This window comes from Lactococcus termiticola (assembly GCF_003116835.1).
Lineage (GTDB): Bacteria > Bacillota > Bacilli > Lactobacillales > Streptococcaceae > Lactococcus > Lactococcus termiticola.
Genome location: NZ_BFFO01000002.1, coordinates 43,915 through 59,225 on the forward strand (window position 1 = coordinate 43,915; position 15,311 = coordinate 59,225).

Sequence of the window (15,311 nt, forward strand, 5' to 3'; positions counted from 1 at the left end):
CTTATGGATTTCACAATCTTTAACATCATATTAACCAGCTTTACAGCAGTCTCTGTCTTACTCATGGCAGGCTGTCTGGCCTTTAGTTATAAGCAATCTAAGACACTCTTAAAAAAGAATCGGGGAAGATAAATGTTAGTAGAAGTCAAACATCTTAAAAAAGTCTTTAAGACCAGATTTTCAAAGGAAGAAACCACAGCACTGGTCGACATCGACTTTACTGTCGAAGAGGGTGAATACATCGCTATCATGGGAGAATCAGGTTCAGGAAAGACCACCCTTCTTAATATTCTCTCAACTTTAGAAAAGCCAACAGCTGGCCAGGTCCTCCTGAGAAATAAGGACATCACAGCCATCAAAGAAGACAAGCTCTCAGCCTTCCGCCGAGACCATCTTGGCTTTGTCTTCCAGGACTTCAACCTCTTGGACACCCTCTCAGTCCGGGACAATATCTACCTGCCTCTGGTCTTGGCGAAAAAGCCTGTCAAATTAATGAAAGAACGGCTGGACCAGCTGGCTCCACGGCTCAATATCGAAGAGCTCTTGGACAAGCAACCCTTTGAGCTCTCAGGTGGACAGAAACAGCGTGTGGCCGTTGCCCGCGCCCTCATCTCAGAGCCTGATTTAGTACTGGCTGATGAGCCGACAGCAGCCCTTGACCATAAAAATTCAGAAGGTCTGCTCGAGCTCTTTGAAAACATCAACGACGCTGGCCAGACCATTATCATGGTAACTCACAGCTCACTTGCTGCGGCCCATGCCAAGCGGGTCCTCTTTATCAAGGACGGGATGCTTTACCATCAACTCTACCGGGGCGAGCAGTCTTCCAATGACTTCGCCAAGGAAATTTCTATGACCATGACTGCCTTCCTGAGTGAGGAAGCAGTTTAGGAGGCCTTATGTTAACATTCAAACTTGCAAAAAGAAATCTACAAGCGGCCTTCAAGAGTTTTGCTCCCTTCTTGATGGCGACCGTGACCATGTTTGTCCTCCTTTTTGTGACAGCAGCCATCGCCATGTCGCCAAGTGTCAAGCAACTCAAAGGGGGAGAGGCGGTCAGCACACTGATGACCTTCTCGATGATTATCCTGGCAGTCTTTGGAGCTATGATTCTGGTCTACAGCTACCGCTTTCTCCAGCTTCAGCGTCTGAGGGAGTTTGGCCTCTATGACATCCTCGGTTTTGGAAAGCCCCAGATTGCCATGGTCAGCTTTTGGGAGCTGATTCTGAGCTACCTGGCGACCCTCGTCGTCGGCATCCTTGCCGGTCTCGCACTGTCGAAGTTTCTCTTCCTGATTTTTGTCAATATCATCGGTGGCAATTACTTTAATCTGGTCATCAATCCGACGGTTATCGGTCTAGTCGCCTTTATCTTCCTGGTCTACTTCCTGATTCTTTTCCTGGTCGGAAGCTGGATCATCTACCGCTCATCTAGCCTTGACCTGTTGCATGAGTCATCAAAAGGCGAAAAAGAGCCTAAAGGGAATATCATTTTGGCCCTTGTCGGCCTGATTTTCCTGGGCGTTGGCTATTATTTGGCCCTCTCGGTCGACAATCCAATCAAGGCCATCACGACCTTCTTCTTCGCCGTCCTTGCGGTCATTATTGGGACCTATCTCTTCTACATCGCCGTGACAGTCTGGTATCTCCGCTGGCGGAAAAAGCGGGCTTCCTACTATCAGCCACAAAACTTCATCAATATCAGTAGCATGCTCTATCGGATGAAGCAAAACGCCGTAGGCCTTGCCAATATCACAGTCCTTTTGACCATGACCCTGGTGACGCTTGCGGTGACGGTTGGTATCTTTGCTGGGACGACGGCTTCAGTCAACAAGCAGTATCCTAGGGAAGGGCAGGTTGTTGCCCCTCAAGATATTAGCCGGGAGGTCTTGACTCAAAAGGTCAAAGAGACAGCAGAAAAACTGAATGTCCCTATTGGCAATCTGGCAACGATTCAAGCCAGTGTAAACACCTTCCAGGCTGAGCGGAACAGTGATAGCTTGAAGCTCAAGCAAGTCGAAGGAATAACCCTGGGCAAGGGCGTGATCAGCTTCCAGATGACCACTGTCAAAGACCTTGAGGCCATGGGGATTGAGGCACCAACTGGCCTCCTGCCAAATCAAGTCTATGCCTATGACTTATCGGGCAAACCAACAGAAAATCTGAAGCAAATCGACTATTTTGGTCAAGAGCTGACCGTCAAAGATCATCTGTCTTCGCTTAGAAACTGGCCTCAGCCAGCAAGCTTCTCAGAGGCCGCCCTTCTGGTCTTTGCTGATGATGCGAGCCTCAAGGCAACAGAAGCAGCCGGCAAAAAGAATGATGTTGACGGCTTGTCTTATGCACAGACCATCGCAATCTTTGATATGCCAAAGGATAAGAACGAAGCCTTTGACAAGGCCATTACCAATCAGACGGATGGTATTGGGTTCGCTGGCAGACAGCAAGAGCTCGATCAGAGCCGTGCCTTCGTCGGTGGCTTCCTCTTCATCGGCTTTGTCCTCGGCATTAGCTTTATCCTGGGTGCCGCCCTGATCATTTACTACAAACAGCTGGCTGAAGGCTACCAGGATAAGAAGGCCTTCAAGACCCTCCAGGAGCTTGGTCTCTCTCAAAAAGAGGTCCACAAGACGATTGCCGGCCAGGTCCGGATGGTCTTCTTCCTGCCAGTGGTCATTGCAGCCATCCACTTTGCCTTTGCCTACCGGATGCTGTCTAAGCTGATCAACATCTTTAGTGTCAATGATCCGCTTTTGATTATCGGTGTTAGTGGACTCGTGCTGGTCGTGATTCTGGTCCTCTACGCCTTGATCTACAAGTCTACTAGTCGCATCTACTATCAAATTGTAAAACGTAAATAAGAAAGGGCCCAGGCCCTTTTTTTGATGACATTTTTAGAAAAACGCCGGCTATGTTATAATGAAAGAAAAATGAGAAAGGAGGCAAGCATGTATCAGTCTAAAATTGTCGTGCCTATTATGCCAAAGTGTCTTAAAGATTTAGAAGCCTTAGAGGCTCAGGCTTTTAGTGGGGCAGACATCATTGAATGGCGGGCTGACTACCTGCCGTCAGGGCAGATTCTTGAGGCGGCCCCTATTTTTCTGGAGAAGTTTCAGGCCTATGAGACCCTCGTGACCATCCGGACCCGCAAGGAAGGTGGCGAGCTAGAGATTGATGAGCAGGATTATATCAGGCTCTTGCATGAAATCAATAAGTTGGGGCCGAGTTATCTGGACGTCGAGTATTTCACACATGAGCGGGCTTTTGGTAGCCTCCGGGACCTGAAAGATAAGATTGTCTTGTCTTATCATAATTTCCAGGAGATGCCGACGGATTTTACAGAGCGTTTATTTAAGATGGAGCGGGAGAAGACGGCCTTTGTCAAGATGGCTGTCATGCCCCAGCAGGAGTGCGATGTCTTGGACATCATGCAGATTACCCGAGACATGACCCTCGAGTACGGCCAGAAATTTATCACGGTTGGCATGGGCGAGCTGGGTAAGCTTTCAAGGATTTCAGGCTACCTGACCGGTAATGCCTGGACCTTTGCCAGCCTTGAGGAGGCCAGTGCTCCGGGCCAGTTGAGTCTGAAGGACACGGCCTATATTCTTGATTTATTAGAAAAAAACGTTCGGCTTTGACGGACGTTTTTTCCTTGCTCAGGATTTTTTTTAGTCGATTTCCGAAGAAGGCGGACGGACATGTTATAATTAGGTAAAAGAAAAGGAGACAACTCGTGGTTATCAATCGTTACGCTCGTCCTGAAATGACGAAAATCTGGTCTGAAGAAAACAAGTATCAAGCCTGGCTTGAGGTCGAAATCCTGGCGGATGAGGCCTGGGCAGAGCTCGGCGAAATTCCCAAAGAAGATGTGGCGAAAATCCGTGCCAATGCGGGCTTTAGTGTCGACCGCATCCTGGAAATCGAGCAGGAAACACGGCACGACGTGGTGGCCTTTACCCGTGCGGTTTCAGAGACCCTGGGCGAAGAACGCAAGTGGGTCCACTACGGTCTGACTTCGACCGACGTGGTCGACACTGCCTATGGCTACCTCTACAAGCAGGCCAATGACATCCTCCGTCAGGACCTGAAAAACTTCCTGGAGATCATCGGCAATAAGGCTCGTGAACATAAGTACACGGTCATGATGGGCCGGACTCACGGCGTCCATGCTGAACCTACAACCTTTGGCTTGAAACTTGCGACCTGGTATTCAGAAATGAAACGCAATATCGAGCGTTTTGAACGGGCTGCTGCCGGCGTAGAAGCAGGTAAAATCTCTGGTGCCGTTGGGACATTTGCCAACATTCCTCCATTTGTGGAGAAATATGTGACAGAAAAACTCGGCACCCGGGCCCAGGAAATCTCTACCCAGGTCCTGCCTCGTGACCTCCACGCTGAGTACTTCTCAACGCTGGCCTTGATCGCCACATCTATCGAGCGGATGGCAACAGAAATCCGAGGCCTGCAAAAATCTGAGCAACGTGAAGTCGAAGAGTTCTTTGCCAAGGGACAAAAGGGGAGCTCAGCCATGCCTCATAAACGGAATCCGATTGGCTCAGAAAACATGACAGGCCTTGCCCGTGTCATTAGAGGTCATGCTTTGACGGCCTTTGAAGATGTTGCCCTCTGGCATGAACGAGATATTAGTCACTCTTCAGCAGAGCGGATCATCGCACCAGACACGACCGAGCTTCTGGACTACATGCTCAATCGTTTTGGTAATATCGTCAAAAATTTGACGGTCTTTCCTGAAAACATGCTCCGCAATATGAACGAGGCCACTTTTGGATTGATCTACAGCCAGCATGTCATGCTGCTCTTGATAGAAAAAGGGATGACCCGTGAAGCAGCCTATGACCTGGTTCAGCCACTGACCGCCCAGTCTTGGGATGAGCAAATCATGTTCCGGCCATTGGTTGAATCGAGTGCCGAGGTTCGAGAATACCTGAGCGATGAGGATATTGCCGCCGCCTTTGATTATCACTACCATCTGAAGCGGGTGGATGAGATTTTTGAGCGGGTTGGATTGTAAGAGAAATAAAGCTGTTCCTAAGGGACGGCTTTTTTAAGTCCAATCAAATAAAAAAATCAAATCTAAAATTGTACTTAAATGAGTGTTTGATTAAAGAAAGATGTCATATAATTAAATAAAGGAGGTAACATGATTGACTATGACCTAGACATTATGCTCTTTTCAAAGCATCGCCTTTGGAAGAAGGAAAGGGCCCTAGAGCTACTAGAGCTTTCTGAGTCAAGTTTCATCTCTAAAATGAAGAAGCTGAATGAAAAGCTCGGAGAGCTGGCATTGACCTATGAAGATGGGCTTATCTCAGTTCCAAAAATGGAAGAGGATTTTGAAAGCATCCGTTTTGAAATTGATGCTAGAAGCTTTAGCCTTCAAGAGCTCGACAGACAGGCAGTGATTTTTTTATTGATTTATAGTCGAAAGGCAGTCTTTTCTACGGATTATCTCATCCAGACTTTGGGCGTGAGTAAGAACACGGTATTATCAGACCTCAAAAAGCTGAGGCAGGCTATTGCGATGGGTGCTTATCCGCTAGAGCTGGTCTCATCAAGGACGAGGGGCTTTTATTTAGAGGGCGAGGAACTGGAGCTCAGAAGACTGGTCTGGCATTATCTTCAGCAATTATCTGACGACAAGGCCTATTATGTCCTTTCCAGTTTTCTTAATAAAGAGGATGCTCTACATATCTATAAGGTCAAGAAAGTCCTCGATGGACATCTGGCGAGGCTAGAAGTCAGCTTGGTCTATAGTCGCTATATTCCCTGCCTTTTCTACTTTGCCCTGACCTCAGATGCCAATGAAAATCTTTTATTAGGCATGTCAGATGGGACGAGTCCCAGCCTGAAAGAAGACTTTCTTTACCGGATGGCCTTTGACATCATGCAAAATCTGATGCGGCTGACAGCCAATGACTTTGAGGATTTTACCACGACCTTTAACAGTCTCCTCCTTCATCTGGGGCCAGCTTACTATCGTTTGAAAGGAGGCTTTGAGCTTCAAAATAGCCTGCTTGAACGCATCAAAAAGGATTACAGTGAGCTATTTCGTCTGATGCCTAATATTTTAGAGGCCTTAGAAGCGAAAACTGGAAAAATTAGCGAAGGTGAGCTGGCCTACTTCGTCGTCTTGTTTGGTGGAGAAATCTATAAGGAAAAATATGCTTCTGGAAAACTGAGGGCGATTGTCCTTTGTCTCAACGGCATCAGCTCCAGTCTTATCCTAAAGAAACGTCTGGAAAGTCTCTTTCCCAATATCGAATTTATCTTATCAACTTCACTTTCAAATTTGGAAATGCTAGATAAGGCCAGCTATGACATTATCTTCTCAAGTGTCCCTGTCTACTCAGAAAAGCGAGTCTATCTGGTTTCAAGCCTGCCTTCAGCTCAAGAAGAAAGCGAGCTTTATAATCAGGTCATGCAGGACTACGAGCTGCCAGGCTACTTCATGCCAGAGGCAGAGAAAATCTATAAGGCCATCCTGCCTTATATCGACCTCAAAGCTTCTGTAAGCAAGAAGGAGCTGATCAATGTCATTAATAAAAAATTAAAACATCCCAGAAAAGAAAAGGAGAACTATCAACCTATGTTATCAGAGTTATTAAGGGCTGAGCATATCAGGTTCACAAATGAGAAATTAGACTGGCAGTCAGCCATCCGTAAGGCGGCAGAGCCCCTGCTCGATAGCCAGGCCATCGAAGCTTCTTATCCTGAAGCAATCATCAGCCGGGTATCAGAATATGGTCCTTATATTGACTTAGGCTTAGGAATCGCCCTCCCCCATGCGAGGCCTGAAGATGGGGTCAATAAGTTGGGGATGACCTTCCTCAAATGTGAAGAAGAGGTCCTGCTCAATGACGATCCTACCCACAAGATTCAAGTCTTTATCCTGCTTGCAGCGGTTGATAATGAGAGCCATCTTAGAGCCCTCTCAAGCCTAACTCAAATCCTGTCTGATAAAGAAGAGCTTGAGGCCTTAAAGGCAGCAAGCACCGTAGAAGAAGTCCAAAAAGTATTATCCACTAAGGAGGAAAAATAAATGAAATTTGTATGTGTATGCCAATCCGGTCTCGGAACGAGCTTTATGGTTCAGATGAATCTCGAGGCTCTCTTAAAAGAAGAAGGCGTGACTGAAGAAATCACAATCGACCACATGGACGTCGGTTCAGCAACAGCCGATGCAGCAGACTACTTTTTTGTCGAAGCAACACTGACGCAAGCCCTCTCCAACTTGCCTGAAGATCGTATTGTTCCCTTGTCGACCATTATTGATAAGGAAGTCGCCCGTGAAGCACTTAACTCGGTGCTTGATAAAGAAAATATTGCTTATAACAAATAAAATATAGGAGAACAACATCATGAATGGATTTTTGAATTTTATTGTTTCCTTTGCGACCACGCCGGCCTTGCTGGTCGGTATCATCGCAATGCTGGGACTGATCTTACAAAAGAAGCCTGCTACCGCTGTCATCCAAGGGGGCGTGAAGACCTTTGCTGGTTTCCTCGTCCTGACAGGTGGGGCTGGTATCTTGGTCAACTCACTGACCCCATTTTCAGCCATGTTTCAGCATGTCTTTGCGGTTAAGGGGCTTGTCCCTTCAAATGAGGCGGTTGTCGCCCTGGCCCTGGTTAAATTTGGGACGCCAGCGGCCTTGATCATGCTGGTTGGCTTTATTGTTAATATTATCTTGGCCCGGATTACCCGCTTTAAATACATCTTCCTGACCGGTCAAGCCATGCTCTATGTCTCAACTATGGCGGCAGTCGTCCTGGCGGCAGCAGGTCTTGGGACTTCCTGGGTGACTATCCTACTCGGTGGGATCTTTGAAGGAACCCTCTTGACGATTACGCCAGCTTTGACCCAACGTTACATGCGTAAAATCACAGGCAATGACGGTGTTGCTATGGGTCACACCGGAAATATGGGCTATGCCCTCTCTGGTTGGTTGGGCGAAAAGTTCGGTAATAAAGACCCGGAAAAATCGACTGAAAAACTGAATATTCCAAAGAGCCTCGGTTTTTTGCGGGACTCTACCGTCTCTATCTCATTGGTCATGATGGTGGTTTACATTATCTTGGCCTTGCTGGCTGGTCCTCATTTTGTAGAATCTAGTGAGCTCTCTAACGGAACAAACTATATTGTCTATGCCATTGTTCAAGCTGGGACCTTTGCGGCAGGCTTCGTGGTCGTCCTTCAAGGGGTCCGGATGATCTTGGCTGAAATCATCCCAGCCTTCCAAGGGATTGCCCAAAAGCTGGTGCCAAATTCTAAACCAGCCCTAGATGTGCCGATTGTCTTCCCTTATGCGCCTAATGCTGTATTGATTGGTTTCTTCGTCTCATTTGTAGTCGGCGTGCTTTCGATGCTTGCTATGATTGGCCTTCATACGACAGTCATCATTCCTGGGATTGTCGGTATCTTCTTCTGTGGTGGTGCCGCTGGTGTTTATGGGAATGCCTTTGGTGGCCTGCGTGGTGCGATTATCGGCTCTATCGTTAATGGCTTGATCCTCGCCTGGGGCCCACTCCTGATCATGCCGGCCCTGGGTAGCTTTGGTGCAGGGGCAGCCTCTACCTTTGCTGACTCTGACTATATTGTCTCAGGCGGCTTGCTTGGCTTAACCTCTAAGGCGGGCAGTCCTGCTTTGATTGCTCTGATCATCGGCTTCCTGGTCATCGTGCTCATCTTGAATGCCATCTTAAATGCGCGTGACAAGGCAAAAGAAAAATAAATCCTGAAAAAGGCTGGACTGATCGATGAAAAAAGAAAAAAAGATACATTTTTTTCTCGAAAGCAGTAAAGCCTTTTCATAATGTGATATAATATGAACTATAAAATAAAAATAATGGAGAAAATCTATGTTTGACAACACCGATCAACTGGCTGTAAACACCATCCGTACGCTTTCTATGGATGCCATCCAGAAGGCAAATTCTGGTCACCCAGGTCTTCCTCTGGGTGCGGCGCCAATGGCCTATGTCCTCTTTAGCAAGTTCATGAATGTGAACCCTGCCACAGGCCGCAAATGGTCTAACCGTGACCGCTTTGTTCTTTCTGCAGGGCACGGCTCAGCCCTCCTCTATGGCCTCCTTCATTTGTCAGGCTATCAGGTCAGCATGGAAGATTTGAAAAACTTCCGTCAATGGGAATCTAAAACACCAGGTCACCCAGAAGTGGATTGGACAGATGGCGTTGAAGCGACCACAGGACCACTTGGTCAGGGGATTGCGAACGCTGTCGGAATGGCTATGGCTGAAGCGCATCTGGCGGCCCAATACAACAAGCCAGGTTTCGACATTGTCGACCACTATACCTACGCTTTGAACGGCGACGGCGACCTGATGGAAGGCGTTTCTCAAGAAGCTGCTTCACTCGCCGGTAAACTCGGTCTTGGCAAACTTATCCTCTTTTATGATAGCAATGACATCTCGCTTGACGGTGACCTTCACAAGGCTTTTATCGATGATGTTCAAAAACGTTTTGAAAGCTATGGCTGGCAACATCTTTTGGTCAAAGATGGCAATAATTTGGAAGAAATTACAGCGGCTGTAGAGGCGGCTAAGGCTGATACAAGCCGCCCTACCATTATCGAAGTCAAGACGATTATTGGTTTTGGTGCTGAAAAGCAGGGGACTTCCGCTGTTCACGGTGCCCCACTGGGTGCTGACGGCATTAAATTTGCTAAAGCTTCTTACGGTTGGGACTATCCTGACTTTACAGTTCCTGAAGAAGTGGAAGAACGCTTCCAAGAAAGCATCCAATCACGTGGTGCAGAAGCTCAAAAGGCCTGGGACGAGCTCTTCAGCAAATATGCCACAGAATACCCAGCCCTGGCTGAGCAATATGAAAAAGCCTTTTCTGGCGAAACCCCTGAACTTGACATTCCAAAATACGAAGTTGACCCTACAGGGAAGGCTTCTCGCGTGACTTCTCAAGAGACCATCCAACACTTGTCAGCTCAAATGCCAAACCTTTGGGGAGGTTCAGCTGACTTATCAGCCTCAAATAACACCATGGCCAAGGAAGAATCTGACTTCATGCCAGACAACTACAAGGGCCGTAATATTTGGTTTGGTGTCCGTGAGTTTGCCATGGGAGCCATCATGAACGGGATTGCCCTCCACGGCGGCACACGTGTCTATGGCGGAACATTCTTCGTCTTCAGTAACTACATGCTTCCAGCTGTCCGCATGGCTGCCTTGCAAGAATTGCCAACGACTTATGTTTGGACCCATGACTCGATTGCCGTTGGTGAAGATGGTCCAACTCACGAACCTGTAGAACAGCTCGCCAGCGTACGCTCAATGCCAAATCTTGACGTGATTCGTCCAGCAGATGGTAATGAAGTCATTGCCGCATGGCGTCGTGCAGTAAATTCTAAGAAACGTCCTACAGCGCTTGTCTTGACCCGTCAAAACTTGCCAGTCTTGGAAGGCACCAAAGAACTTGCTGAAGAAGGTCTCAACCATGGGGCTTACATCATTTCTAAAGAAGAAGGTCAGCTTGAAGGCATCATCATCGCTACAGGTTCTGAAGTCGCCCTTGCCCTTGAAGCTAAGAAAGAACTCGGCGCTGGTGTCCGTGTCGTTTCGATGCCATCAATGAACCTCTTTGACGAGCAATCAGATGCTTATAGAGAAGAAATCCTGCCTAAGGCTGTCCGTCGTCGTCTGGCTGTCGAAGCCGGCACAAGCTTTGGCTGGGCAAAATATGTCGGCCTTGACGGTGCAACAGTAACCGTTGATAAATGGGGTGCATCTGCTCCAGCCTCTAAGGTCTTGCCAGCATATGGCTTCACTAAGGAAAACGTCATTGCTAAATACAAGGAGCTTGACTAATGATCGGCGTCCTTTTAGCAATCATCTCTGGCATCGCCGCCATCTGGAACTTTGGGAATCTTCACAGTAGCCTTTTAGCGATTGTGACCCTCATCATTGCCATAGCTGGCGTCGTCCTCTATCAGGGCCGCCGGAGCCGTAGAAACTATAGTAATCATGTCACGAGGATTTTCACCCTGCCTTTTGCTATCTGTATTCTTTCACTTGTAGGGAATGTTGCAGTGGCAGCAGCTGTGATTTTCCATCTGACTTAAAGAAAAACTTCGTCAAGCCTGGCGGAGTTTTTTGCTTTTGACCTTCTACAAATCCCCTAGCACTTGCAGATTAAAAATAAAAGTAGTATGATAGTTCTATGACAGTTGAACTATTAAAACTAGAAGATGAGCAAAGATGTAAGGTCTTCAAAGCCCTCTCAGAACCCATTCGCCTTGAAATCATAAGATTTTTAGTTAAAAAGGGGACAGAAGTGACTTGTGGAGAAATCGGTGATGGTGTGAATTTGACGAAATCAGCGGCTTCTTATCACTTTAAGACCTTGCGGGAGGCCGGCTTAACTTTTACAAGGAAAGAGTCCAGAGAGAAGTACGTTTCTATCAATTATGAGGCCTTTGAACAATTCCTTCCCAATTTACTGGACTCGCTTTGAGTCTGGTTAATTTTTAGCTTAAAGTTCAAAAGTTGTTTAACTATATAACTAAAAAGGAGTTATAAAAATGCGCAAATATGCTTTCATCTTTTTTCTAGTAATGTTTCTTATCGGGACAGATACATTCTTAATCTCCCCCTTGCTACCCACTTTGTCAAACTTATATCACATCAACCCTAATATCTCGGGTTGGATGGTCAGTGCCTATGCGATAGGTTATGCCCTCTTTGCATTGATCAGTGGTCCTATTTCTGATGGACGTGATCGTAAAAAAGTCATGCTTGTTGGTTTTATAGGCTTTGCCCTTTCAACTTTCTTGTGTTCTTTTGCGACAAACTTCAGCCTGATGATTTTGTTTAGATTCCTCGCAGGTGTTTCTGCCTCATTTGTGACGCCACAAGTTTGGGCAAGTATTCCAGTTGTCTCTCCGAAAGAAAAAATCGTTCAGATGATGGGGATTGCAAGTACTGGTCTTGCAGGCTCTCAGCTATTAGGTGTTCCGATTGGTTCATTCTTAGCCTCCATTTCTTGGAGAGTACCCTTCTATGCGATTTCAGGAGCATCAGTCATATTGCTTATCTTTATCTATTTCTTCATTCCAAGCTTGAATATTCAAGGGCAACTTGATCGAAGCAAGACGGTCTTGTCTATCTATTCAGAGGTCATGAAAAATAGTAAAACCCTTCAATACTTGATTGCCTATCTCATTTTTCAAACAGGGAACTTTGCCGTACTGAGTTTCATAGGAAGCTGGTTTGCCAAAGATTTCGGATTGAATATTGCGGAGATTGGTCTTGCGACCATGGTTATCGGTATTGGAAATGTATTGGGGACATTGTTTGGAAGTAAACTCATCAATAAATGGGGGCTTTCAAAATCGCTATTAGTAGGACTTCTGTCACTCTGCCTTCTCTATGTCATCACACCTTTTTCGGTTAATATAGAAATGGCAGTCATCGTCTTAGCGGTTGTATTCTTATTGAATGGATTTGTCTTCCCCATCTTTATGACCACACTTCAAAGTACAACCGAGACGGCAAGAAGTACGGTTTCATCCCTATCTAACGCAGCCATGTATCTCGGTACATTTATAAGCGGTATTGTAGGTAGCCTACTCATCTCTAATTTCAAGGGCTTCTTTGGCATTGCGGTCTTTACGATTGTCTTATATCTCATTGTTCTTTTAGTCTATAAACAGAGCAGTTTCTTTGCTAAGAAGAGAGTTTAAGAGAGGGTCTGCTTGAAATCCTGCGCTAGAAGCCTCTTGCGAAAATACAGCATCTGTGCTAGAATAACAACATGCGATGAGCTGACTTTCCATTTCCTAATGGAAATTTAGAGCATAAGGAAGTCGGGGCTGTTGGGTCAGCCGTCGAAGGATTCGATGCGACTTTGTCAATTTGTGTGAACCTTATTGGCACGGTGAAAACTGCCTTGGGACTGGTCTTTGGACCAGTTTTTTTAGTTGCTGGGAAAATTCTTTTAGACGGGGCCCTTGAAAGCCAAACATCATTGAAATCCCTCAACAATCATGTTATAATTAGACTAGTGTAATTTGAAAAAGACAAAATTCAGTCTCTTTCATAGATACGGCAAAAGCATAAAGACCGACACTCGTGAACCAGCAAGCCTGGAGGAGACGCGATGGGGTCTTGTTAAATAATGAAAAGTTTGTTAACTATTATTGTCCGGACTTCAAAAAGAGCTTGTTCTTTTAATAATGAATGGTACAAGTGGAGTGGAGGCAAGCAGCTGAATAGGCTGTGAAAAAGGCAAATCTGGAGACCAACGGGCTCCAGATTTAACAATGAGACGCCGAAGGTGGCTGCTTGTGTGCCTCACAGCCTTTCAGCTGCTTGTCGGAACGCAACGTTACCTTGTCCTAGTTTAACAACCCTTTTCTAGCAAAAGAAAGGCTATTATGGCAAACATTAAAGTAACACCGCTCGGTGGTGTGCGTGAATTTGGTAAAAACATGTATATCGTCGAAATCGACGAGCAAATCTTCATCCTGGATGCAGGGCTCAAGTATGCTGAGACAGACATGCTTGGCGTTGATTTTATCATCTCAAACATCGACTATCTGGTCGAAAATGCTGACCGGGTCTCAGGGATTTTCCTGACCCATGGTCACTCTGACTCTATCGGAGCCCTGCCCTACATTGTCTCTGAGATGGATGTGCCGGTCTTCGGGAGTGAGCTTACGATTGAGCTTGCTAAAATCAATGTCCGCAATTATCAGGCCAGCAAGAAATTTAACAACTTCCACGTGGTCAATGAAGACACAGAGATCGACTTTGGTGCGGCTGTGATTTCCTTCTTCACAACCACCCACACGATTCCTGAATCTCTCGGGATTGTCTTGACGACCGACCAGGGCTCTATCGTCTACACGGGTGACTTCCGCTTTGACCCAGCTGTGGCTAAAGGCTACCGGACCAACATGAGTCGGCTGGCTGAAATTGGCCAACAGGGCGTCCTGGCTCTCTTGTCATCATCGCCAAACGCCAAGTCTATGGTCCAATCTGCCAGCGACCGTGAGGTCTACGATGAGATTTACGACCAGATAGAGTCTGCCAAGGGCCGTGTGATTGTTGCCTGTAACTCAGGGAACCTCGGCCGGATCCAGCAGGTTGTCGATGCCGCCCTCAAGCAAGGCCGTCGTGTGGCCTTCACAGGGCAAGACATCGACCAGGTGGTAGAAGTAGCGACCCGCCTGAAGAAGCTTGACATCGCTGATCCTAAGGCCATTATCAAACCTAAAGACATTGATAATTATCAAGATGATGAGATTGTTATCCTAGAGACTGGCCGGATGGGTGAGCCTCTGAAGGTCCTTGGTGAGATGGCGAAAGGCCGCAACGGCTATGTGAAAATCAAAGAGGGAGACCTGGCCTATGCCGTGACCAGCCCTTCACTTTCACTCGAAACCACTGTGGCCAAGGTCGAAAACGAGGTTTACAGGGCAGGCGGCGTCATGAAGATGCTGGCTTCAAGCCTGAACATCTCAGGTCATGCTAATGGCCGTGACCTTCAGTTCCTGATTGATCTCCTTCAGCCTAAAAATCTGATTCCTGTCCAGGGCGAATACCGTGAGCTTCGTGCCCACGCTGAGCTTGCCATGACCATGGGTATCCTGCCTGAGCATATCTTCATTGCCAAGCGGGGCGAGACTGTTGAATTTAACGGCGATGAGATGGTTCCTGCAGGCATTATCCCGTCAGAGCAGGTCTTGATTGACGGCTCAGGTGTCGGAGACATTGGCTCTGTCGTCCTGCGTGACCGTAAGATTCTCTCAGAAGATGGGATTTTCATCGCTGTCATCACGATCAACAAGCAGGAGAAGAAAATCATCTCCAAGGCCCGTGTCCATACTCGAGGTTTCGTTTATGTGAAAGCGTCACGCAATCTCATGAATGAAGCCGGCCTGATGGTCAATGAGGCTGTAGAGAAATACCTGGCTGGTCCAAGCTTTGAGTGGGCCGACCTCAAGGGGGCCATCCGTGACGTCCTTGGAAAATTCCTCTATGACCAGACCAAACGCCGTCCAGTCGTCCTGCCCGTTGTGATGGAATCACGCGGTGCTCAGGACATTACCAAAAATTATGGCAAGGGTCGCAAGAAGAATAGTAACAATAAGAACAAGAATAATAAAAATAATAAAAATAATAAGAATCAGCAGGAAAAAGCGAAATGATGTTCGCTTTTTTGTTAGACTTTTGAGCTTGGCAGTGACTAAGGGAAAAAAGTTTGCGGATAGGGAAGGCAGAGCTTTCCTCATGAGGCTATGGTATAATAGAGG

The 15,311-nt window shown here is 46.8% G+C and carries 13 protein-coding genes; all 13 read left to right on the forward strand.

Annotation, left to right across the window (positions count from 1 at the left end):
• Positions 1 to 3: 3 nt before the first annotated feature.
• The 13 genes from NtB2_RS08780 (at position 4) to NtB2_RS01715 (ending at position 15,206) form a co-directional block, all read left to right on the forward strand.
• Positions 4 to 132 (forward strand): hypothetical protein, encoded by a 129-nt coding sequence (locus tag NtB2_RS08780; RefSeq protein ID WP_263970101.1) that lies wholly within the window; start codon positions 4 to 6, stop codon positions 130 to 132.
• Positions 133 to 891 (forward strand): ABC transporter ATP-binding protein, encoded by a 759-nt coding sequence (locus NtB2_RS01660; RefSeq protein ID WP_109245211.1) that lies wholly within the window; start codon positions 133 to 135, stop codon positions 889 to 891.
• Between the two features lie 8 nt (positions 892 to 899).
• Positions 900 to 2,861: an FtsX-like permease family protein gene (locus NtB2_RS01665; RefSeq protein ID WP_109245212.1), complete on the forward strand. Its 1,962-nt coding sequence runs from the start codon at positions 900 to 902 to the stop codon at positions 2,859 to 2,861.
• A gap of 87 nt (positions 2,862 to 2,948) precedes the next feature.
• Positions 2,949 to 3,641, forward strand: a complete 693-nt coding sequence (gene aroD / locus NtB2_RS01670) for a type I 3-dehydroquinate dehydratase (protein WP_109245213.1) — start codon at positions 2,949 to 2,951, stop codon at positions 3,639 to 3,641.
• Positions 3,642 to 3,736: 95 nt separating this feature from the next.
• Entirely contained in the window at positions 3,737 to 5,035 is a 1,299-nt protein-coding gene (gene purB / locus NtB2_RS01675) for an adenylosuccinate lyase (RefSeq protein WP_109245214.1), read from the forward strand.
• Between the two features lie 129 nt (positions 5,036 to 5,164).
• Entirely contained in the window at positions 5,165 to 7,063 is a 1,899-nt protein-coding gene (locus NtB2_RS01680) for a BglG family transcription antiterminator (protein WP_109245215.1), read from the forward strand.
• Complete coding sequence (locus NtB2_RS01685; RefSeq protein WP_109245216.1) at positions 7,064 to 7,363, forward strand: PTS sugar transporter subunit IIB; 300 nt, start codon at positions 7,064 to 7,066, stop codon at positions 7,361 to 7,363. It begins immediately after the preceding gene.
• A 19-nt stretch (positions 7,364 to 7,382) separates the two neighbouring features.
• Entirely contained in the window at positions 7,383 to 8,756 is a 1,374-nt protein-coding gene (ulaA, locus tag NtB2_RS01690) for a PTS ascorbate transporter subunit IIC (RefSeq protein ID WP_109245217.1), read from the forward strand.
• A gap of 127 nt (positions 8,757 to 8,883) precedes the next feature.
• Positions 8,884 to 10,863, forward strand: coding sequence for a transketolase (gene tkt / locus NtB2_RS01695; RefSeq protein WP_109245218.1), 1,980 nt, complete (start codon positions 8,884 to 8,886; stop codon positions 10,861 to 10,863).
• Complete coding sequence (locus tag NtB2_RS01700; protein ID WP_109245219.1) at positions 10,863 to 11,117, forward strand: hypothetical protein; 255 nt, start codon at positions 10,863 to 10,865, stop codon at positions 11,115 to 11,117. The genes tkt and NtB2_RS01700 overlap by 1 nt, the downstream gene beginning before the upstream one ends.
• Positions 11,118 to 11,215: 98 nt before the next feature.
• On the forward strand, positions 11,216 to 11,509 hold the full coding sequence (locus tag NtB2_RS01705) for an ArsR/SmtB family transcription factor (RefSeq protein ID WP_109245220.1): 294 nt from the start codon (positions 11,216 to 11,218) through the stop codon (positions 11,507 to 11,509).
• A 67-nt stretch (positions 11,510 to 11,576) separates the two neighbouring features.
• Positions 11,577 to 12,737 carry an MFS transporter gene (locus NtB2_RS01710; protein WP_109245221.1) on the forward strand — a complete coding sequence of 387 codons (1,161 nt, stop codon included), beginning with the start codon at positions 11,577 to 11,579 and terminating at the stop codon, positions 12,735 to 12,737.
• 693 nt (positions 12,738 to 13,430) lie between these two features.
• Complete coding sequence (locus NtB2_RS01715; protein ID WP_109245222.1) at positions 13,431 to 15,206, forward strand: ribonuclease J; 1,776 nt, start codon at positions 13,431 to 13,433, stop codon at positions 15,204 to 15,206.
• The last annotated feature ends 105 nt before the right edge of the window (positions 15,207 to 15,311 follow it).